The following is a 19,650-nucleotide window of genomic DNA, read 5'->3' as shown; positions in this document are numbered from 1 at the left end:
AAGGTGTTAATAGTAATCACAGTGTTATTTAGCCTTTGGTTGTTGTGTGGTGGCTCTATTCTCTTTGCTTTTGTTTCGATATTGATCACAGGTTTTATGGTGATCAAGGAACATAACACCATTTAACGCCAAGGATTGCTCGCTTACTCGTTACGGGTAAGCGAGCAATATCGCTGCTTTCATGCTTTCCTGCTGCAAAAAAAGAACCCCTCTGCCTGAGTACAAGAGGGGTTAAACGCAGAGATCTGCTTCTTACGCTTTATTGTTCAGTACCAGTTGCCCGTTACTGTCGAGCGGGATACGCGTTCCCGGGTCGTTATCCATACGGACTTTGCCTTGCTGGTCGCCTATCTTGTAGGTCACATCGTAGCCGAGCATTTTTTCTGATTTTTCATAAACCGTTTTGCAACGTTGCTGCGTAGTGGTGTAGGTGTCTCGCTCCTGCATGGCGCCCTGCACCTGATTGCCAGCATAACCACCGCCCAGCGCACCGACTACCGTGGCGACATCTTTACCGCGCCCGCCGCCAAACTGATGGCCGATGACGCCGCCTGCTACCGCGCCCAATACTGAACCGGCTATACGGTTCTCATCCTGCACGGGACGACGATGGGTGACGGTGACATTGCGGCATTCCTGGCGCGGCGTTTTAACGGTTTCTTTAATAGGCGTGGCGGAGACCACCTGCGCGTATTCCGGCCCGCGATTAAAGACATTCATACTGGCAACCGCCGCGACGCCCAGTGCTGCGGCCATGCCAATCCCTATACCCGCTAACATTGATTTATTCACAGGAATATCCTCCCGGCTTTGTTACTGCTATCTATTTTGCAACCGGATGTGACGAAAGCCACCAGGAAAAAGGCTAAAAACCGCCAGTTTATTGGGTACTTTCAAGGGATTGAGAGAAGTCTGAAGGGAAAATTGTGATTAAGGTAAAATTTTTGACACGTCCCCCTTCACCTGAGCGAAGGGGGAGCTTTCGGTTATTAATGCAGCTTGAGGCGAGGTCGAATCACGCGGTTAATACTGCCTACCAGCATCATGAGCCCTGTTCTAAAGTAGCCGTGCAGCGCTATCTGATGCATACGATAAAGCGAAATATAAACAAAGCGCGCAATACGTCCTTCCACCATCATTGAACCGCGCATCAGGTTGCCCATCAGGCTGCCTACGGTCGAGTAGTTGGAAAGCGAAACCAGCGAGCCGTGATCTTTATAAACGTAGGCCTTGAGCGGTTTGCCTTTGATCTGCGCCAGAATGTTATCCAGCGCGCAGTCAGCCATCTGGTGGGCAGCCTGAGCGCGCGGCGGTACAAACCCGCCTTCCGGACGCGGGCAAGAAGCGCAGTCGCCAATAGCGAAAATATCCGCATCGCGCGTAGTCTGCAGGGTAGGCTCCACCACCAGCTGATTGATACGGTTTGTTTCCAGGCCGCCAATCTCTTTCATGAAGTCAGGGGCTTTAATACCTGCCGCCCAGACCATCAGATCCGCCTCAATGAACTCGCCGCTTTTGGTATGAAGACCATTCGCTTGCGCGCTGGTCACCATGGTATTGGTCAGCACGCGTACGCCCATTTTCGTCAGTTCGTTATGCGCCGCACCAGAAATACGCGGCGGCAGCGCAGGCAGGATGCGTTCGCCCGCTTCCACCAGCGTCACGTTCAGTGCTTCGTTGGTCAGACCCTTATAGCCGTAGCTGTGCAGCTGTTTTACTGCATTATGCAGTTCTGCGGAAAGTTCTACGCCCGTCGCGCCGCCGCCCACGATAGCGATGTTAACTTTGCCGCTGACGCCCAGATTGGCAGAGTGCTTCAGGAACAGGTTGAGCATTTCCTGATGGAAACGGCGCGCCTGATGCGGATTATCAAGGAATATGCAGTTCTCTTTTACGCCCGGCGTGTTGAAGTCGTTTGAAGTACTGCCCAGCGCCATCACCAGCGTGTCATAAGCCAGCTTGCGCTCTGGTACCAGAAGTTCGCCCTTCTCATCGCGAACTTCAGCAAGCGTAATGGTTTTCTGCTCGCGGTTGATATCCATAACCGAGCCCAGCTGGAACTGGAAATGGTGATTGCGCGCGTGCGCCAGATAGCTCAACGCATCGACGCCTTCATCCAGTGAACCGGTAGCCACTTCGTGCAGCAGCGGTTTCCACAGGTGGCTGTGGTTGCGATCGACCAGGGTGATTTTGGCTTTTTTACTGCGGCCCAGTTTGTGACCGAGCTGCGTCGCCAGCTCAAGCCCACCAGCACCCCCGCCTACAATCACAATCTTTCTTAATGGCGTAGTCAACATGACCCCCTTAAAACATTAACCAATTGTTAAGTTAAAGTTATGAAAATAACTTTTAATTAACAACAGGTTAGCCGACTGAAACGTTACAACACGTCTGAGAATATCATGAACGGTGCATTGGTCATACCAAAATTGATATGCATCAATTTTTTCTGCCGAAATGATAAACAAAAGGGTCAGCCGAAGCTGACCCTTTCAGTATGGGATGATAATGACGCCTTAGCCTAAGGTTTTAAACGCCTTGATGCGCTGTAAGTGCGGAGAAATGTTTTTAAACTTGTGGGTTTGCTCTTCGTCCCAGACGATTTCGTAATAGTGGTGCAGCAAATCCGCCGAGCGCTGACTGTCCAGCGCCTCATCCTGACGTGAGAGGATAACCAGGCAGCGGTCGCGGTTTTTCTCCCGGAAGTTCTCTACGCATTTGGTGGCGATATCCACATACTCTTCCGGACGATCTATCTTGCCTTCCATATTTTCATAAGGAAACAGGTTCGGGTTGAAAATAACCTGCCGCATGTCGCACAGAAAACCAATCCGCTCGGCCCAGTAGCCACCAAGCCCTACGCCACAAATGAGCGGGCGGTCGTCGACGTTCAGCTGCAGCATTTTATCGACTTCTTTGAGTAGATGCTGCATATCGTGTTTCGGATGACGCGTGCTGTAGCTAATCAAGCGTACGTCCGAATCGATAAACTGCAGTTGCAGCACTTTTTCATGATTGCCCGGGCTATTCGAATCAAAACCGTGTAAGTAGATAATCATCGCATCCTCACCACAGTAAGCGTAAGCGGCCAGCGGCGCGTTATTGCCCCGCTTTATGCGCCTGCCAGCGTGCGTTCAGCGCTTCAAGCTGATTGTGTACCGTTTTCCAGCGCGTTGACGACGTCAATTCCTGACGCGTAAATGAACCTTTATGATACAAATTCGTAACACGCTCTGCTTTGATCGGCGACAGGTTCTCCAGCACGCTCACTGCGCCTTTACGATTATTACAGACGAGGATCATATCGCAACCCGCATCCAGCGAGGCTTGCCCACGTTCGGCATAGCTGCCCATAATCGCTGCGCCTTCCATTGACAAATCGTCAGAGAAAATCACGCCGTCAAAGCCCAGTTCCTGCCGCAAAATCTTTTTCAGCCAGTAAGGCGAACCGCTGGCAGGCCTTGGGTCGATTTCGCTGTAGATAACGTGAGCCGGCATAATTGCGTCAAGCATGTTGTAACTAATTAGTTCACGGAAGATAGTCATGTCATGCTGGCGGATGACTTCCGCCGGACGCGTGTCGCGCGGCGTCTCTTTGTGTGAATCCGCCGTCACCGCGCCATGCCCCGGGAAATGCTTGCCTGTGCTCTTCATTCCCGCTTCCCGCATCCCTTCAATAAAGCGGGCGGCAAGCGCACGCGCTTTTTGCGGCTCGGCATGAAACGAGCGCTCGCCGATAGCCGCGCTGATATGGCCGATATCCAGCACCGGAGCGAAGCTGATATCAATATCCATTGCTATCATTTCGCACGCCATCAGCCATCCAGCCTCACGCGCCAGAGCGCCGCCCTCTTCCTGCCCAAGCAGCGCGCCGTAAGCTTGCGCAGCAGGAAGCGCGGTAAACCCTTCGCGAAAACGCTGCACGCGGCCGCCTTCCTGATCGACCGCCACAACCAGATGATTGCGCGAAGCGGCGCGAATTTGCCTGACCAGCTCGCGCAATTGCTCCGGATCGTGGTAGTTGCGCGTAAAGAGAATGAGCCCTCCTACCAGCGGATGCTGAAGAATCTCACGCTCCTCGCCATCCAGCTCAAAACCTGCCACATCCAACATTACCGGACCCACATTAACCTCTCTTTCTTCCTGATACACCGCACTGACGCCATGTGTCGTCCGCCAGTGCGATAAATTGTCGATTGTTCGTTTCCCGCCAGCGCCGTTCATACCAACCCGCCATCAGCAGAGAGACCCAGGGCCGCCAGCGCTTTACCTGACGTTGCAGGGCTGTCACGCTGAGGGCAGCCAGTTGTGCATAGCTGGCAACCAGCGCCTCTCGTTCTCGCACCTCAAGCCAGACCGAAGCCAGCTCAAGGGCAATATCGCCGTCGCCTGCATATTCCCAGTCGATCAGTTTTATTCCCCCGGCCTGATGCACCAGGTTGCCCGGGTGAACATCCATATGCAACGGCGCAAGCCGCAGCGGCCGTGGCTCCCCCTGGCGACGCAACCTTTTTAGCAAGCGCAGCCAGCCTGCGGTTCTCCTCGCGGGATCGCACGCCTGCCAGTCATGTTCCAGCAAGGGAAGGAGTTGGACGCGCCAGCCGAAACGAGGCTGTTGATGCAAATGATACAGCAGAGAAGCCAGTTGTGGGACTGGCGGCATAACAGGGTTTATCGCGCCAGGCAGATAATCGGCGACCAGCCATCCTTCGGCTAAAAAATGGGGTTGCGGCGCAAGGCTTGCCGGCATCTGGCGCAGCACTCTGTACAGGCGGGAAAACGTTACGCCGTTTTGCTGAGCGTCGGGTCGCGCACGCGCAATGAACTCGCGTTCGCCAAGCGTAACGCGCCAGGCGCCGCCGCTCAGTCCGTCAAGCTCAGATAAAACACCGGCGGCCGAAGCCGCCGGGAAATGTCGGGAAAGAAGCGACTGCAGCGTCGCTTTACTGGGTTTGCTGTACCGCACCTTTGCCTGACCAGATAATTTCGCCGGTTTGCACCAGCATCAACTGCATTTGCAATGTCGGCGCGCCGACGCTGCCGCTGGCATTGCTGTAAAGCACATACTGTGCGCCGACGTTACGGGCGATGCCAATCGCTTTGCTGCGCGAGCCAAGGCTGTCCTGCGGGGAAAGCCCCAGTTGCTGCTTCGCCATCGCCAGTTGTTGGGCGGAAACGAGAGTAAATTTATTGTTGTTGGCCAGCGCCCCGCGCAGCGCTTCGGTTGCCGCTGAAGTCTGCAGCGAACCGTTGGTGCGGTTGTTAACGCTGTCCACCAGCAGCACGCTACCGGCATTCACGCCCTGGGCCTGCAGCATTTTGCCGACCATCGGCTGCATCGCACCGCTCCAGTCGTAAGTGCGCACTTTCGGCTCTGCCGGTGCAGTTTCCGCCGGATGTTCAATCGGGCCCGGCTGCGTGGGAACGCTCGGGACGGAAGGCACCGTCGGTACCGGCTGCGTTGGCGGCAGCGGTTGAGTCGGCTGCTGGGGCGTCGGCTGAGCCTCTTCCACCGGCGCGGGCTGCTGCTCGCCGCGCATAATACATCCAGAAAGCAGCATGGCTATGATGCCAGGCAGCACATAGCGATAAAATCTGATCAAGGTTCACCCCTTACAAATAAAGATACAGACGCACCTTACGCGCGCCGTAGAACGACGAAATGGCAGTGACGGTCACTTGCCCTTTCGCAGGCACAATAATGGTTTTAGGTACTTCCAGCGGCTGCACTTCCAGCCCCTTTTCGTCATACCAGTAATAACGATAATGAACGGCGACAGCGCTGTCTCTTTCATTGTAAATCGTTGACGAAGCCGTGGGCCGCCCTTCTGGCAAAGAAAAGTCTGGTTTTTCGGCGGTTATACCGGCAGCCAACATGCTGGATTCCATTACCAGCGCCTGTTTTTCATTGACCGGAATGGCAGGACGCGAGTTGCACCCCGTCACCACTAAGGTTGCTGCAAGCATCCAGGCAAGGCGAGAAAACCGCATTTTATGCATCCCGGCGCGTAAGCATCGGCCCCAGCGGACGGCCCCCGAGCAGGTGCATATGAATGTGGTATACCTCTTGCCCGCCATGACGATTACAATTCATGATCAGGCGATAGCCATCCTCGGCAATGCCTTCCTGACGGGCGATTTTCGCCGCTACGGTTACCATGCGTCCGAGCGCCTGCTCGTGCGCTTCCGTTACATCATTTACAGTAGGAATCAGGATATTAGGGATAATAAGAATGTGGGTAGGAGCTTGCGGTGAAATATCCCTGAAAGCGGTAACCAGCTCATCCTGCCAGACGATATCGGAGGGAATTTCCCGGCGAATAATTTTGCTGAAAATGGTTTCTTCGGCCATGACACTATCCTTCTACATTAACCTGTGAAGGGAGTATGAGCGAGATATTCCTTATCTTTCAACCTCAACGGACGTTTTCTTTTTTAACTGCTGCCCTTTAAAACAAAAAAGGAGGCTTTCGCCTCCTTTTGTCTCCCCGGATTTTGTTAGCTGTTGCGGATGTAATCATCCATTTCGGTTTTCAGGTTATCGGACTTGGTGCCGAAAATAGCCTGAACGCCGGAACCTGCAACAACTACGCCTGCCGCGCCCAATTTCTTCAGGCCAGCCTGGTCGACTTTCGCTACGTCGGCCACGCTAACACGCAGACGGGTAATACAAGCGTCCAGGTTAGTGATGTTCTCTTTACCACCGAAAGCCGCCACCAGCGCTGGCGCCATTTCGCTGGATGCGCCAGCTTTAGTTTCTTCAGTTGCGTCTTCACGACCCGGGGTTTTCAGGTCAAGTGCTTTGATCAACACGCGGAACACGGTGTAGTAAACCGCGGCATAACACAGGCCAACAATCGGGAACAGCCACAGCTTACTACCGTTGCCGCTCAGTACGATAAAGTCGATCAGACCGTGCGAGAAGCTGGTGCCGTCACGCATACCCAGAAGGATACAGATCGGGAATGCCAGACCCGCCAGCACCGCGTGAATAGCGTACAGAATCGGCGCAACGAACATGAAGGAGAACTCGATCGGCTCGGTAATGCCCGTCAGGAACGAGGTCAGCGCAGCGGAGATCATGATGCCGCCCACTTTCGCGCGGTTTTCCGGCTTAGCGGAATGCCAGATAGCGATAGCAGCAGCCGGCAGACCATACATCTTGAACAGGAAGCCACCGGAGAGTTTGCCCGCCGTCGGGTCGCCCGCCATATAACGCGGAATATCGCCGTGGAATACCTGACCAGCAGCGTTGGTGAATTCGCCAATCTGCATCTGGAAAGGAACGTTCCAGATGTGATGCAGACCAAACGGCACCAGGCAGCGTTCAACGAAACCGTAGATGCCGAATGCGACAACCGGGTTCTGGTAAGCAGCCCATTGAGAGAAGGTCTGAATAGCAGAGCCAATCGGCGGCCAAATAAAGGAAAGGATCACGCCGAAGATAATCGCGGTCAGACCGGAGATAATCGGAACAAAACGCTTGCCGGCGAAGAAGCCCAGATACTCAGGAAGCTTGATACGATAGAAGCGGTTGAACATATAAGCTGCAATCGCACCTGCGATGATACCGCCAAGAACGCCGGTATCCGCGAGGTGTTGCGCCGCAATTTGTTCAGCAGGCAAGTGCAGCACCAGCGGCGCGACCACAGCCATGGTTTTAACCATGATGCCATACGCGACCACCGCAGCCAGACCCGATACGCCATCATTATTAGTGAAGCCCAGCGCCACACCGATAGCAAAAATAAGCGGCATGTTAGCGAAAACGGAACCGCCCGCTTCAGCCATCACATGAGAAACCACTGCCGGCAGCCAGCTGAAGTTTGCGGAACCGACGCCCAGCAGGATACCTGCGATAGGCAGTACGGATACCGGCAGCATCAGCGATTTACCTACCTTTTGCAGGTTAGCAAATGCATTCTTAAACATAATTGAGAGTGCTCCTGAGTATTTGTGCTTTTATACGCGATTCACGCATCAGCCTGTGGGGAGAAACAGGCCATAAACAGGGCATCTGAGTGCCCTTTTATTTATTACACAGAGTAAAATAAATCCCTCTGTGGTTGTTTGACGGTTATCACGTTTCAGAAAATGACGAAGCGAAAACTTGCATATCTTTACAATAAGGGTATCTGAATGTTTCCAGACGAGCGCTCACCGCCTTTTTCGAGGCGGTGAACTTTACTCGTTTTGCTTATTAATTACGAGCTTTAAAATAACTGCTAATTTTCAGGCAGATTGCAGGCGGGCAGCGTCGATATGGAACAGTTGAGAAAAATTCTGCGTGGTGGCTTTCGCCAACTCATCGACGGAAACGCCTTTCAAAACAGCCATATATTCAGCGACGTCCCTGACGAGTGCGGGTTGATTCTCCTTACCACGATGCGGTACAGGCGCAAGATAAGGCGAATCCGTTTCAATCAATAAGCGATCCAACGGTACGTAACGTGCGGCTTCGCGCAACTGCTCCGCATTACGGAAAGTCACAATGCCGGAAAACGAAATATAGAAGCCAAGATCGAGTAGCTTACCCGCCGTTTCACGATCCTCTGTAAAACAGTGTAGTACGCCTGCGCAGTCCATCGCTGTTTCTTCACGCAAGATAGCTAATGTATCTTCGCGCGCATCGCGAGTGTGCACGATGACCGGCTTGTTGAGCTCGCGACCAATGCGGATATGGTTGCGAAATGATTCCTGCTGGCGTGCTTTAGTTTCCGGGGTGTAGTAGTAATCGAGACCAGTTTCCCCCATCGCCACGACACCCGGCTCAGCGGCCAGCGTCCGCAGCGTTTCTACATCGTACTCTTCATCCTGATTTAAAGGGTGAACGCCGCAGGAGAACACGACGTTGTCACGCTCTCCCACTAATTCCCGCATTGACTGGTAGCCCGGCAGCGTAGTGGCGACCGCAAGGAAAAACTTTACGTCCCGCGCTGCGGCTTTCGCCAGAACATCATCAACGTCTTTATGCAGGCTTTCATAATTCAGGCCATCAAGATGGCAATGGGAGTCGACTAAAAACATAACGTCTCTCAGATAGCAGATGAAGGGAGAAGCGCGCCGGGGCGCAAGTACCGCTCCCAGGTTAATAACATTTCACTCAGCACCAGTTCGCGGTTAAGCCCCGCTACGGTTGTCAGTTGCTCCCGACAGTGGAATATATCGCTCAGCATCGCCTGTAGCACGGCGGCAGAAAGTTGGCTGGAAAGTTGGGAAATGAGCGGCTGACAGTCGGTATTCGTTAACCATTGACCTGCTCCCTGCTGAATTTTGCGCGCATCCAACAGGAGCGCCGCCAGCCAGAACAAACGCTGGTTTGCTTGCTCATGGTTCAGCACCGTCAGCAAGGCGAGCCAGTCGCGACTGTTCAGCGTCTGAGCCAGTTTCTCAATCAACGCATGGCGCTGTTGCCACTGTTCAGGCTGTAACAATGCCAGCGCGGCGGCGGGCGCGCCGCTGCTTAAGCGCAGCGCGGCATTTTGCTCTTCAACCGCGGCCGGAATTTCACGCGCAAGCCAGGCAAGGGCATAACGCGTTTCAGGCGGTGCGAGATAATAGTAGAAGCAGCGGCTTCGCAGCGTGGCGAGAAGCCGTTCAGGCTCACGGCAACCGAGAAAGAACCAGGTATTTTCTGGCGGCTCTTCCAGCGTCTTGAGCAGCGCGTTAGCCGCCGCCTCGGTAAGTTGCGCCGCGTCTTTCAGCCAGACCACTTTTGCCCCGCCCTGCCGCGCCCGCTCATAAAGCTTTTCGGTGATGGCGCGCACGGCGTCAATACCGAGCGTGGTTTTGCCCTTTTCCGGCTCAGCCACGTAATAATCGGGATGGGTACCCGCCTGCATCAGTTGGCAACCGCGGCAGTGTCCGCAGCTTTTTTGTCCCTGCGGTTGCTGGCACAGCAGCCAGCGGTTAAGCGCATAGATCAGCGCATCTTCGCCCATACCGGGAAGCGCATGAATCAGCAGCGCATGGTGTCCCCGTCCGGCCTGATAAGCGGAAATTAATTGCTCAAAAGAGGGACGTAACCAGGGATACCATTTCATTACGCCTGCCCCTTCACCCACCGGGTTACGGTTTCACGTACGGCGGCCGTCACCTGTTCCAGCGGCTGGCTGGCGTTGATGGTTTTAATACGGCTGTCCGCCGCCGCCAGTTCAAGATAACGGGCGCGCGTGCGGTTAAAGAAATCGACAGATTCCTGTTCGATGCGATCCAGTTCGCCACGCGCTCTGGCTCGCTCAAGCCCGATTCGCGGATCAACATCCAGATAAAGCGTTAAATCGGGGGCAAAATCACCCAAAACCGCATCACGCAAGGTTGTCAGCAGGTGGCGATCGATGCCGCGCCCGCCTCCCTGGTAGGCCTGGGTGGAGAGATCGTGGCGGTCGCCAATCACCCATGCGCCACGAGCAAGCGCGGGTTTGATAACCGTCTCCACCAGCTGTACGCGCGCGGCATAAAACATCAGCAGTTCTGCTTTATCTGTAATCACTTCATCGCCGACCGATTTAATATCCAGAATCAGGCTGCGCAGTTTTTCAGCAAGCAGGGTGCCGCCGGGCTCGCGTGTAAAGACAATATCTGTTACGCCTGATTCGCCAAGGGCCTCCACAACGGTATTGCGGGCCGTGGTTTTGCCGGCCCCTTCCAGCCCTTCGATGACGATATATTTACTGCGCATTTTTATCCTTAAGTACTTTCAGGTAATCCTGCACGGCCTTGTTGTGGCTCGCGAGATTAGTCGTGAAGGTGTGGCCGCCTTTCCCGTCAGCGACAAAGTAAAGGTAAGGCGTTTTAGCTGGATGAGCCGCCGCTTTCAGGGAAGCCTCGCCAGGAATAGCGATAGGCCCTGGCGGTAATCCACTGATGACATACGTGTTATAGGGCGTCGGGGTTTCCAGGTCGTTACGCGTCAGTTTGCCGTTATAGCTCGCGCCCATACCGTAAATAACCGTTGGGTCGGTTTGCAAACGCATGCCAACGCGCAGGCGGTTGATGAAAACCGAGGCCACCTGGTCGCGTTCGCTGGCGACCGCCGTCTCTTTTTCAATAATAGAAGCCATCGTAACGAGCTGATTAGGGTCTTTATAAGGCAAGTTCTCTACCCTGCCCTGCCAAATGGCGTCTACCGCTTTGACCATTTTCTGATGGGCGCGTTTTAATATCGCCACGTCAGAGGTATTAGCCGTATAAAGCCAGGTATCAGGCCAGAACCACCCCTCCACCCACTGTGGATTTTCAAGCGCGACAGCCTTAGCAACCGTAGCGTAGTCATCATCTTTCAGCGTGTGTTTAACGTAAGGCGCGTCGCGCAGCTGTTTGAGCCAGTCGCTTAAACGCATGCCCTCGACAAACCGCAGCGGAAACTGCGCCTCTTTGCCGCTTGCCAGTAAGGCCAGCATCTCCCGCACGGTCATGCCCGGCGTAAAGCGGTACGTTCCTGCTTTAAAATGGGAAAGCTCGGGCTCTACGCGCAGAAGCCACTGAAAGACACGTGGACGATTGATAATGCGCTCATTATAAAGCTGCTGCCCCAGCGCCAGCCTGCCGGTGCCGGCTTTAAGCGTGAAAATTTTTTCTTCTTTGAGAGTAAGCGGGCTTCGCGCCAGCTGGCGCACTTTCCAGTACCCTACGCCAGCGGCTATCCCCAGAATAACCAGTAGCAGGATCACTAAGCGCAACAATTTTTTCATTGGATCAAATTACTCACAGTGGGGAGCCAAAAATTCATATAACTCGCGTGAAGCATATTCAACGCCCTCTGCTCGACGCACGGGCGCAACAGGCAACAACGCGTTGCAGATAAGAAGCTCATCGGCCTCTTTCAGCGCTTCGGGTGTTTCGCGCGCTTCCTTTACCTCCCAGCGGGAAGCATGCAACAGCGTCAGGATATGCTGGCGCATAATGCCATTAACGCCAGCCTGATCGACATAAGGCGTAAATACCCAATTTCCTTTACGCCAGAATAAATTAGCCGCACAGCATTCCGTAAGCCACCCTTCGCTGTCAAGCACCAGCGCCTCATGGGCAGGCGTCTGTTCAAGATGCGCGCGGATAAGTACCTGCTCCAGACGATTTAAGTGTTTAATGCCAGCGAGAGCAGGGTTTCGCCCAAGCCTGACGGGGCTAAGCGTAAGGTCGACTCCTTCCTCTCGCCACTGCGAATAAAAACCGGGAAAAGCGGAAAGGGAAAGTATGCGAGCAGGTTGCTGACAACCGGCCGCGCTATAGCCGCGCCCGCCAGCGCCACGGGTAAGGATAACCTTCAGCACGCCCAGCGGACTCGTCTGAGCCAGCCTCTTCATTTCCCCGGCGAGACAAGACCAGTCGGGCTGAGTGAGCACCAGCCTTTCACAGCCCTGACGCAATCGTTGCAGGTGCGCGTCGAGCATCTGAACCTGGCCATTAACAACGCGAGCGGTAGTGAAACAACCGTCACCAAATTGAATAGCACGATCGTTTGCAGGCAATGAATCCTGCCAGGTTCCGTTAATTAAGAACATATCGGCTCCTTTATCGGGTCGCCGGGTAGTGTGGCAGGATGACCAGGGCGGGGCAAGCGGAGAACTCTCAGGAAAAAGGCCCGGATAACCGGGCCTTAAAAGCGGGATTAAATCTTTTTGAAGATCAAAGAACCGTTAGTACCGCCGAAGCCGAAGGAGTTACACAACGTGTATTCCATGCCGGAAACCTGACGCGCTTCATGAGGAACGAAGTCAAGGTCGCAACCCTCGTCAGGATTGTCCAGGTTGATGGTCGGCGGAATAGCCTGGTCGCGCAGTGCAAGGATGGAGTAGATGGATTCTACCGCCCCTGCCGCACCTAACAGGTGGCCCGTCATCGATTTCGTGGAGCTAACCATAACGCTTTTCGCCGCATCGCCGAAGACCGATTTCACCGCCTGCGCTTCCGCTACGTCGCCTGCCGGAGTGGAGGTGCCGTGAGCATTCACGTAGCCAATCTGGCCTGGTTCGATGGCCGCGTCGCGCAGTGCGTTGGTCATCGCCAGCGCCGCCCCTGCGCCATTTTCTGGCGGTGAGGTCATATGGTAAGCATCGCTGCTCATACCAAAGCCGACGATTTCGCAGTAAATTTTCGCGCCGCGTTTTTTCGCGTGTTCGTACTCTTCGAGCACGATAATGCCAGCGCCGTCGCCCAGCACAAAACCGTCGCGGTCTTTATCCCATGGACGACTTGCAGCCTGCGGATTGTCGTTGCGCGTAGACAGCGCGCGCGCCGCGCCAAAACCACCCACGCCAAGCGGAGTGCTGGCTTTTTCCGCGCCACCTGCCAGCATCACGTCCGCATCGCCATAAGCGATGATACGCGCCGCGTGACCGATGTTGTGCACGCCAGAAGTACAGGCCGTGGCGATAGAGATGCTCGGGCCGCGCAGGCCATACATGATGGTCAAATGTCCGGCCACCATGTTAACAATGGTTGACGGTACAAAGAACGGACTGATTTTGCGCGGACCGCCTTGCACCATCGAGCTGTGGTTCTCTTCGATAAGGCCAAGGCCACCGATACCGGAACCAATCGCTGCACCCATACGGGTAGCATTTTCTTCCGTCACCACCAGACCAGAATCCTGCATGGCCTGTACGCCGGCAACAATTCCATATTGAATGAAGGCATCCATCTTGCGCTGTTCTTTGCGCGAGATAATGTCTTCGCAGTTAAAATCCTTTACTAAGCCAGCAAATTTCGTTGCATAGGCGCTAGTATCGAAATGGTCGATCAGGCTGATGCCACTCTGACCGGCAAGGAGAGCTTTCCAGGTAGACTCTACGGTATTGCCGACAGGAGACAACATGCCCAGTCCGGTCACAACTACACGACGCTTAGACACGTTTGTCCTCCAGGGAGGGAAAAAATAAGATACTTGTGGGACAAATAGATAAAACTCAGGCGGTCGAGTGACCGCCTGGAGATGTTCACTTACGCCTGGTGACCGTTGATGTAATCAATGGCAGCCTGAACGGTGGTGATTTTCTCAGCTTCTTCGTCCGGAATCTCAGTATCAAACTCTTCTTCCAGAGCCATTACCAGCTCAACGGTGTCAAGAGAATCAGCGCCCAGGTCTTCAACGAAGGAAGCATTGTTGGTAACTTCTTCCTGCTTAACGCCCAGCTGTTCGCCGATAATTTTCTTAACGCGTTCTTCGATAGTGCTCATACTCTTAAATTTCCTATCAAAACTCGCTTTCGCGATGGTTTTCGTAGTGTATAAAATGTTGAAAAAGATGCAACTAAATCCCGGCAGGTCTTACCACGATTTTACGCTATTTTGAGGGTTTTTGCCCTGATAACGCAAATAATTTTAATCGTGGTTAAACCATGTACATTCCGCCGTTGACGTGCAGGGTCTCACCAGTGATGTAACCTGCTTCGTCAGAGGCTAAAAATGCAACCGCGCTGGCGATTTCTTTTGCGTCGCCTAAACGACCCGCAGGAACCTGCGCCAGAATACCCGCACGCTGATCGTCAGACAGCGCACGCGTCATGTCCGTTTCAATAAAGCCCGGAGCAACAACGTTTACAGTAATACCGCGGGACGCGACTTCGCGCGCCAGCGATTTACTGAAACCGATAAGACCCGCTTTCGCCGCAGCGTAGTTGGCCTGACCGGCATTTCCCATGGTACCGACCACAGAACCGATAGTGATAATGCGACCGTGACGCTTCTTCATCATAGCTCGCATTACCGCTTTTGACAGACGGAAAACCGATGACAAGTTAGTTTCCAGAATATCGTTCCACTCGTCATCTTTCATGCGCATCAGCAGGTTATCGCGAGTGATCCCGGCATTATTAACCAGGATGTCCACTTCGCCAAATTCTGCGCGAATATTTTCCAGAACGGATTCAATAGATGCCGGATCGGTCACATTCAACATCAGACCTTTACCCTGTGCGCCCAGATATTCGCTAATGGCTTTGGCTCCGCTCTCGCTGGTTGCGGTGCCGATAACTTTCGCGCCGCGAGCGACGAGTGTTTCAGCAATAGCGCGGCCGATACCGCGGCTTGCACCAGTGACCAGCGCGACTTTTCCTTCAAAACTCATGGTTTTCCTCGTTTTATTGCGCAAGTGCCGCTGACAGGCTTGCAGGCTCGTTAATCGCCGCCGCCGTCAGGGTGTCAACAATACGTTTCGTCAGACCGGTTAATACTTTACCCGGACCAACTTCATAAAGCTGCGTTACGCCCTGAGACGCCATAAATTCAACGCTCTTTGTCCACTGGACAGGGCTGTAAAGCTGGCGAATCAGCGCATCGCGAATCGCTTCCGGCGCCGTTTCACATTTCACGTCCACATTATTCACAACCGGAATCTGCGGCGCGTTAAACGTCATTTTTTCTAGTTCAGCGGCAAGTTTCTCAGCCGCAGGCTTCATCAGCGCGCAGTGGGAAGGCACGCTTACCGGCAACGGCAGCGCGCGCTTGGCGCCTGCGGCTTTGCAGGCGGCGCCTGCACGTTCAACCGCCTCTTTTTGACCAGCGATAACCACCTGGCCTGGCGAGTTGAAGTTAACCGGAGAAACTACCTGCCCTTGCGCCGCTTCTTCGCACGCTTTAGCGATGGATTCGTCATCCAGACCGATAATCGCAGACATGGCGCCGGTGCCTTCCGGCACCGCTTCCTGCATGAATTTACCGCGCAGCTCTACCAGGCGAACCGCATCGGCAAAACCCAGCACGCCAGCGCATACCAGGGCTGAATATTCGCCAAGGCTGTGTCCCGCCATCATGGCTGGCGTTTTACCGCCCTGCTGCTGCCATACGCGCCAGAGCGCTACGGATGCAGTAAGCAACGCCGGCTGGGTCTGCCAGGTTTTGTTCAACTCTTCAGCCGGACCGTTTTGGGTCAACGCCCATAAATCGTATCCCAGCGCGGCAGAGGCTTCACGAAAAGTCTCTTCTATGACCGGAAACTCAGCCGCCAGTTCAGAGAGCATGCCAACGGCCTGCGACCCCTGGCCTGGAAACACAAATGCAAATTGCGTCATGTTTTTAATCCTTATTAATCAAAAACGAACCAGCGCGGAACCCCACGTAAAGCCGCCGCCGAAGGCCTCAAGCAGCACCAGGTGGCCTGGTTTGATGCGCCCGTCGCGGACCGCTTCGTCCAGCGCGCTTGGCACAGAGGCGGCAGAAGTGTTGCCGTGTCTGTCGAGCGTAACCACAACGTTATCCATCGACATGCCAAGTTTTCTGGCGGTAGCGCTGATAATGCGCAGGTTCGCCTGGTGCGGCACCAGCCAGTCCAGCGCAGCGCGGTCGAGTTGGTTGGCTTCGAGCGTCTCATCCACAATGTGGGCAAGCTCAGTCACCGCAACTTTAAACACCTCGTTGCCCGCCATTGTCAGATAGGTAGCGCTGTCCGGGTTCAGACGATCCTGGTTTGGCAGCGTAAGCAGCTCACCGTAGCTGCCATCTGCATGAAGATGCGTGGACAGAATGCCCGGCTCTTCGGAGGCGCCGAGAACCACCGCGCCCGCGCCGTCGCCAAAAAGAATAATCGTACCGCGATCGTTAGGATCGAGCGTACGCGCCAGCACGTCAGAACCAATCACCAGCGCGTTTTTCGCAGCGCCTGATTTCACGTACTGATCGGCAATACTTAAGCCGTAAGTAAAACCTGCACAGGCCGCAGCGACGTCAAACGCCGGGCAGCCTTTAATGCCGAGCAGCGCCTGGACCTGACAGGCCGCGCTTGGAAAAGCGTGAGTCGCGGAAGTGGTGGCGACAATAATCAGATCGATCTGATCTTTATCGATTTCCGCCATTTCCAGCGCTTTCAGTGCCGCCTGGGCACCCATGGTAGCAACCGTTTCGCCTGGCGCCGCAATGCGACGTTCACGGATACCCGTACGTGTGACGATCCATTCGTCAGAGGTATCCACCATTTTTTCCAGATCGGCGTTAGTCCGCACTTGTTGGGGCAGATAGCTGCCTGTACCAATAATCTTTGTATACATGTACGCTCAGTCACTCTTGGGTAATATACCCGCCTTGTTAAGGCCGTTTACAAAAAGCGGCGCCTGCCGGTATAGATAATTATTTCTTTTCCGGCGTAATTTCAGGCTTCTCGGCTTCCCGCAGCGCAAAACCGGCAGGGTATAAAGATTCCAGGCGAGCGGCAATCCGCTGAGGGACTTGTCGCTGCACCGCCTGCACTGCCTGTTCAATAGCGACAGCAAACGCTCGCTGATTGGCGGCTCCGTGGCTCTTAATTACGGTGCCGCGCAATCCTAACAGACAGGCGCCATTATACTGGTCGGGGTTGAGGTGACTGAATCGCCTGGAAAGGCTTTTTTGTAACCAATGCTTTAATAAAAGCCACCACCACGACCGTTTTTTCCCTTCGCCCTGCGATTTCAGCAGCGAAAGGAACATTCTTACCACCCCTTCCATCGTTTTAAGGGTGACGTTGCCGACAAAACCGTCGCACACCAGCACATCGGTTTTGCCGGTCAGTAATTCATTGGCCTCAAGATAGCCTATGTAATTAATTTCCGGCACTGATTTCAGCAACGTTGCCGCATCACGGATGCTGTCGAGCCCTTTGCTCTCTTCTTCGCCGATATTAAGCAGCGCGACGCGGGGCCGTTTAATGTCGAGCACTTCTTCCGCCATTACCGACCCCATGATAGCGAATTGCGCCAGCATCGTACTGTCACAATCCACATTGGCGCCCAGATCCAGCACCACCGTTTTACCTTGCTGCTGATGCGGCAGAACGGTCATGAGCGCGGGCCGCTCAATACCTTCAAGCGGTTTGAGCAACAGTTTTGCAAGCCCCATCAACGCGCCAGTATTCCCTGCGCTTATACAGGCCTGGGCGCGGCCCTCTTTAACCAGTTCCAGCGCAACGCGCATGGAAGTGCCGCGACTATTGCGCACGGCTTGCGAAGGACGGACATCACTGGCAATAACCGATTCCGCAGGGATAATCTGCAACCTTGAACGCTGCTCGAAATCAGCTTTGGCGAGTAATGGCGTGATGGCGTCGGGATGACCGACAAGAAGGAGGTGCAATTGCGAATTCGCGTCCAGTGCCTGCAATGCTGCAGGCACTGTCACGGAGGGACCGAAGTCCCCACCCATGGCATCTAACGCAAGGGTTAGACGTGTCAAGGTATCGCCTGGTGACGTTAATCCCCCGTTTGCACGGGGAACTGACACTAAGCAGAATCACGCTTGCGCGTGATTACTTAGCGATAACCTTGCGGCCGCGGTAGTAACCATCGGCGGTGACGTGGTGACGCAGATGGGTTTCACCAGAAGTCTTATCTACAGACAGGCTGGTAACAGCGGTCAGCGCGTCATGGGAACGACGCATGCCACGTTTGGAACGGGTTGGTTTATTCTGTTGTACGGCCATGGACCTTACTCCTCAATTACTTACGCTTTAAACTGGCTAATACGGCAAATGGATTTGGTTTTTGTGCCTCTTCAGGCAGTTCGCCAAAGACCATGTCCGCCTCGGACACTTCACAGTGTTCAGAATCATGCACCGGAACTACCGGCAGGGCGAGGATGATTTCATCTTCCACCATTGCCAGCAGGTCGATTTCACCGAATTCGTTAACCTCAATCGGCTCATACGCTTCCGGGAGTGCTTCAGCCTGTTCGTTTGTAGCGACCGGGCTGAAACAATACGTTGTATGGACATCGTGGCTAAACGGTTTACCGCAACGCTGACATTCGAGCGTTACCGTCACCTTCGCATCGCCTTTTAAAACAGCGAGACGTTGGTTATCGATAGCAAACGACATGACGCATTCCACATCGCTGTCCACACTGACCACAGATTCGGCGACACGCTCAACCTGTTCAGGAGTATAGATACCCTGGTAATCAAGGCGTTTTTGAGCCGTACGAACCGGATCAAGAGTCAGGGGTAATTTTACCTTTTGCATAGGGCGCGCATATTAACTTTGTAACGTCATAGAGTCAAAGAAAAAGGCAGCTTTCACTATCCTTTTGCCATTTATTCGCACACAGGGCGGTCCTCAGTTTAAAATAGCGAATCACGAACCGCTATTTTGGCCGTAAAACTATGCTCCCTGTCGTACTTGCATCCACCTCCCCTTTTCGCCGCCAGTTGCTCGAAAAGTTGGGCCTGCCGTTTGTCACCGCCGCCCCTGAAGTGGATGAAACACCATTGCCGGGAGAAAATGCCCGTCAATTAGTATTAAGACTTGCCAGCGCAAAAGCGCAAGCTTTGGCGAAACAATTTCCTGCACATTTGATTATCGGCTCCGATCAAGTTTGCGTGCTGGACGGGCAGATAACGGGTAAACCGCACAATGAAGACAACGCGATTGCCCAGCTTCGCAAAGCGCGCGGCAATATCATTTCTTTCTATACAGGGCTTGCCTTATACAACTCTGCTAACGGCCATCTGCAGCGCGAGTGCGAACCATTCGATGTGCATTTTCGCCATCTCAGCGATGCGGAGATTGCCGGTTATGTTCGCATTGAGCGCCCTTTCCAGTGCGCCGGAAGTTTTAAAAGCGAGGGGCTGGGCATTGCGCTGTTCGACCGGCTTGAAGGGCGCGATCCTAATACGCTGGTAGGGCTGCCGCTTATTGCGCTCTGCGCTATGCTGCGTCACGAAGGTTGCAACCCTTTGCTGTAAAC

Annotated in this window: 23 protein-coding genes; 1 reads left to right on the top strand and 22 read right to left on the bottom strand. The window is 54.1% G+C overall.

The features are described from left to right. Positions 1 to 252: 252 nt before the first annotated feature. From MT962_RS04395 to yceD, 22 genes are all read right to left on the bottom strand, one after another. Positions 253 to 792 (bottom strand): glycine zipper 2TM domain-containing protein, encoded by a 540-nt coding sequence (locus MT962_RS04395; RefSeq protein ID WP_024556720.1) that lies wholly within the window; start codon positions 790 to 792, stop codon positions 253 to 255. A 197-nt stretch (positions 793 to 989) separates the two neighbouring features. Beyond that, positions 990 to 2,294, bottom strand: a complete 1,305-nt coding sequence (locus tag MT962_RS04390; RefSeq protein ID WP_247365100.1) for an NAD(P)/FAD-dependent oxidoreductase — start codon at positions 2,292 to 2,294, stop codon at positions 990 to 992. Positions 2,295 to 2,516: 222 nt separating this feature from the next. Then, positions 2,517 to 3,059 carry an alpha/beta hydrolase YcfP gene (gene ycfP / locus MT962_RS04385; protein ID WP_024556718.1) on the bottom strand — a complete coding sequence of 181 codons (543 nt, stop codon included), beginning with the start codon at positions 3,057 to 3,059 and terminating at the stop codon, positions 2,517 to 2,519. A 40-nt stretch (positions 3,060 to 3,099) separates the two neighbouring features. Further along, on the bottom strand, positions 3,100 to 4,125 hold the full coding sequence (gene nagZ, locus MT962_RS04380; RefSeq protein ID WP_024556717.1) for a beta-N-acetylhexosaminidase: 1,026 nt from the start codon (positions 4,123 to 4,125) through the stop codon (positions 3,100 to 3,102). 1 nt (position 4,126) lies between these two features. Beyond that, positions 4,127 to 4,966 carry a thiamine kinase gene (gene thiK, locus MT962_RS04375; RefSeq protein ID WP_247364706.1) on the bottom strand — a complete coding sequence of 280 codons (840 nt, stop codon included), beginning with the start codon at positions 4,964 to 4,966 and terminating at the stop codon, positions 4,127 to 4,129. Beyond that, positions 4,944 to 5,561, bottom strand: coding sequence for a penicillin-binding protein activator LpoB (gene lpoB, locus MT962_RS04370; protein WP_200863341.1), 618 nt, complete (start codon positions 5,559 to 5,561; stop codon positions 4,944 to 4,946). The genes thiK and lpoB overlap by 23 nt, the downstream gene beginning before the upstream one ends. 52 nt (positions 5,562 to 5,613) lie before the next feature. Next, positions 5,614 to 5,991 (bottom strand): YcfL family protein, encoded by a 378-nt coding sequence (locus MT962_RS04365; RefSeq protein ID WP_247364704.1) that lies wholly within the window; start codon positions 5,989 to 5,991, stop codon positions 5,614 to 5,616. A 1-nt stretch (position 5,992) separates the two neighbouring features. Then, on the bottom strand, positions 5,993 to 6,352 hold the full coding sequence (gene hinT, locus MT962_RS04360) for a purine nucleoside phosphoramidase (RefSeq protein ID WP_024556713.1): 360 nt from the start codon (positions 6,350 to 6,352) through the stop codon (positions 5,993 to 5,995). Positions 6,353 to 6,498: 146 nt separating this feature from the next. Next, complete coding sequence (gene ptsG / locus MT962_RS04355) at positions 6,499 to 7,932, bottom strand: PTS glucose transporter subunit IIBC (RefSeq protein WP_024556712.1); 1,434 nt, start codon at positions 7,930 to 7,932, stop codon at positions 6,499 to 6,501. Positions 7,933 to 8,232: 300 nt separating this feature from the next. Beyond that, complete coding sequence (locus tag MT962_RS04350) at positions 8,233 to 9,027, bottom strand: metal-dependent hydrolase (protein WP_247364702.1); 795 nt, start codon at positions 9,025 to 9,027, stop codon at positions 8,233 to 8,235. A gap of 8 nt (positions 9,028 to 9,035) precedes the next feature. Beyond that, positions 9,036 to 10,043, bottom strand: a complete 1,008-nt coding sequence (holB, locus tag MT962_RS04345) for a DNA polymerase III subunit delta' (protein WP_048888312.1) — start codon at positions 10,041 to 10,043, stop codon at positions 9,036 to 9,038. Next, positions 10,043 to 10,681: a dTMP kinase gene (tmk, locus tag MT962_RS04340; protein ID WP_024561235.1), complete on the bottom strand. Its 639-nt coding sequence runs from the start codon at positions 10,679 to 10,681 to the stop codon at positions 10,043 to 10,045. The genes holB and tmk overlap by 1 nt, the downstream gene beginning before the upstream one ends. Next, a complete protein-coding gene (gene yceG, locus MT962_RS04335; protein WP_247364699.1) occupies positions 10,671 to 11,693 on the bottom strand; it encodes a cell division protein YceG in 1,023 nt (340 codons plus the stop codon). Before yceG ends, tmk begins: the two co-directional genes overlap by 11 nt. Before the next feature lie 9 nt (positions 11,694 to 11,702). Continuing rightward, the gene (pabC, locus tag MT962_RS04330; protein WP_247364697.1) at positions 11,703 to 12,503 is read right to left on the bottom strand and encodes an aminodeoxychorismate lyase; all 801 of its coding nucleotides are present in this window, start codon (positions 12,501 to 12,503) and stop codon (positions 11,703 to 11,705) included. Positions 12,504 to 12,610: 107 nt separating this feature from the next. Further along, positions 12,611 to 13,852 (bottom strand): beta-ketoacyl-ACP synthase II, encoded by a 1,242-nt coding sequence (gene fabF, locus MT962_RS04325; RefSeq protein ID WP_024556706.1) that lies wholly within the window; start codon positions 13,850 to 13,852, stop codon positions 12,611 to 12,613. An 89-nt stretch (positions 13,853 to 13,941) separates the two neighbouring features. Further along, entirely contained in the window at positions 13,942 to 14,178 is a 237-nt protein-coding gene (gene acpP, locus MT962_RS04320; protein WP_000103754.1) for an acyl carrier protein, read from the bottom strand. A 154-nt stretch (positions 14,179 to 14,332) separates the two neighbouring features. Next, complete coding sequence (fabG, locus tag MT962_RS04315) at positions 14,333 to 15,067, bottom strand: 3-oxoacyl-ACP reductase FabG (RefSeq protein ID WP_024556705.1); 735 nt, start codon at positions 15,065 to 15,067, stop codon at positions 14,333 to 14,335. Between the two features lie 13 nt (positions 15,068 to 15,080). Beyond that, a complete protein-coding gene (gene fabD / locus MT962_RS04310) occupies positions 15,081 to 16,010 on the bottom strand; it encodes an ACP S-malonyltransferase (protein ID WP_024561236.1) in 930 nt (309 codons plus the stop codon). An 18-nt stretch (positions 16,011 to 16,028) separates the two neighbouring features. Beyond that, positions 16,029 to 16,982 (bottom strand): beta-ketoacyl-ACP synthase III, encoded by a 954-nt coding sequence (locus MT962_RS04305; protein WP_029592515.1) that lies wholly within the window; start codon positions 16,980 to 16,982, stop codon positions 16,029 to 16,031. Between the two features lie 79 nt (positions 16,983 to 17,061). Then, positions 17,062 to 18,141: a phosphate acyltransferase PlsX gene (plsX, locus tag MT962_RS04300; RefSeq protein ID WP_071788455.1), complete on the bottom strand. Its 1,080-nt coding sequence runs from the start codon at positions 18,139 to 18,141 to the stop codon at positions 17,062 to 17,064. A gap of 73 nt (positions 18,142 to 18,214) precedes the next feature. Then, a complete protein-coding gene (gene rpmF / locus MT962_RS04295) occupies positions 18,215 to 18,388 on the bottom strand; it encodes a 50S ribosomal protein L32 (protein WP_024551727.1) in 174 nt (57 codons plus the stop codon). Between the two features lie 16 nt (positions 18,389 to 18,404). Continuing rightward, positions 18,405 to 18,926, bottom strand: a complete 522-nt coding sequence (gene yceD, locus MT962_RS04290) for a 23S rRNA accumulation protein YceD (RefSeq protein ID WP_024556701.1) — start codon at positions 18,924 to 18,926, stop codon at positions 18,405 to 18,407. Positions 18,927 to 19,066: 140 nt separating this feature from the next. On the opposite strand from yceD, the gene MT962_RS04285 reads away from it, so the two are divergent. Further along, the gene (locus tag MT962_RS04285; RefSeq protein ID WP_024561237.1) at positions 19,067 to 19,648 is read left to right on the top strand and encodes a nucleoside triphosphate pyrophosphatase; all 582 of its coding nucleotides are present in this window, start codon (positions 19,067 to 19,069) and stop codon (positions 19,646 to 19,648) included. Positions 19,649 to 19,650 lie beyond the last annotated feature (2 nt).

The sequence above is a fragment of the Franconibacter sp. IITDAS19 genome (assembly GCF_023079515.1).
Lineage (GTDB): Bacteria > Pseudomonadota > Gammaproteobacteria > Enterobacterales > Enterobacteriaceae > Franconibacter > Franconibacter pulveris.
The sequence above is the reverse complement of the archived record's forward strand: the minus strand, read 5'-3'. Positions and strand labels throughout refer to the sequence as shown.

Excerpts from the sequence above, each read along its gene's own strand:
- ycfP (WP_024556718.1), bottom strand. The coding sequence starts at position 3,059 with ATGATTATCTACTTACACGGTTTTGATTCGAATAGCCCGGGCAATCAT.
- lpoB (WP_200863341.1), bottom strand. The coding sequence starts at position 5,561 with ATGCTGCTTTCTGGATGTATTATGCGCGGCGAGCAGCAGCCCGCGCCG.
- MT962_RS04365 (WP_247364704.1), bottom strand. The coding sequence starts at position 5,991 with ATGCGGTTTTCTCGCCTTGCCTGGATGCTTGCAGCAACCTTAGTGGTG.
- hinT (WP_024556713.1), bottom strand. The coding sequence starts at position 6,352 with ATGGCCGAAGAAACCATTTTCAGCAAAATTATTCGCCGGGAAATTCCC.
- ptsG (WP_024556712.1), bottom strand. The coding sequence starts at position 7,932 with ATGTTTAAGAATGCATTTGCTAACCTGCAAAAGGTAGGTAAATCGCTG.
- MT962_RS04350 (WP_247364702.1), bottom strand. The coding sequence starts at position 9,027 with ATGTTTTTAGTCGACTCCCATTGCCATCTTGATGGCCTGAATTATGAA.
- holB (WP_048888312.1), bottom strand. The coding sequence starts at position 10,043 with ATGAAATGGTATCCCTGGTTACGTCCCTCTTTTGAGCAATTAATTTCC.
- tmk (WP_024561235.1), bottom strand. The coding sequence starts at position 10,681 with ATGCGCAGTAAATATATCGTCATCGAAGGGCTGGAAGGGGCCGGCAAA.
- yceG (WP_247364699.1), bottom strand. The coding sequence starts at position 11,693 with ATGAAAAAATTGTTGCGCTTAGTGATCCTGCTACTGGTTATTCTGGGG.
- pabC (WP_247364697.1), bottom strand. The coding sequence starts at position 12,503 with ATGTTCTTAATTAACGGAACCTGGCAGGATTCATTGCCTGCAAACGAT.
- acpP (WP_000103754.1), bottom strand. The coding sequence starts at position 14,178 with ATGAGCACTATCGAAGAACGCGTTAAGAAAATTATCGGCGAACAGCTG.
- fabG (WP_024556705.1), bottom strand. The coding sequence starts at position 15,067 with ATGAGTTTTGAAGGAAAAGTCGCGCTGGTCACTGGTGCAAGCCGCGGT.
- fabD (WP_024561236.1), bottom strand. The coding sequence starts at position 16,010 with ATGACGCAATTTGCATTTGTGTTTCCAGGCCAGGGGTCGCAGGCCGTT.
- MT962_RS04305 (WP_029592515.1), bottom strand. The coding sequence starts at position 16,982 with ATGTATACAAAGATTATTGGTACAGGCAGCTATCTGCCCCAACAAGTG.
- rpmF (WP_024551727.1), bottom strand. The coding sequence starts at position 18,388 with ATGGCCGTACAACAGAATAAACCAACCCGTTCCAAACGTGGCATGCGT.
- yceD (WP_024556701.1), bottom strand. The coding sequence starts at position 18,926 with ATGCAAAAGGTAAAATTACCCCTGACTCTTGATCCGGTTCGTACGGCT.
- MT962_RS04285 (WP_024561237.1), top strand. The coding sequence starts at position 19,067 with ATGCTCCCTGTCGTACTTGCATCCACCTCCCCTTTTCGCCGCCAGTTG.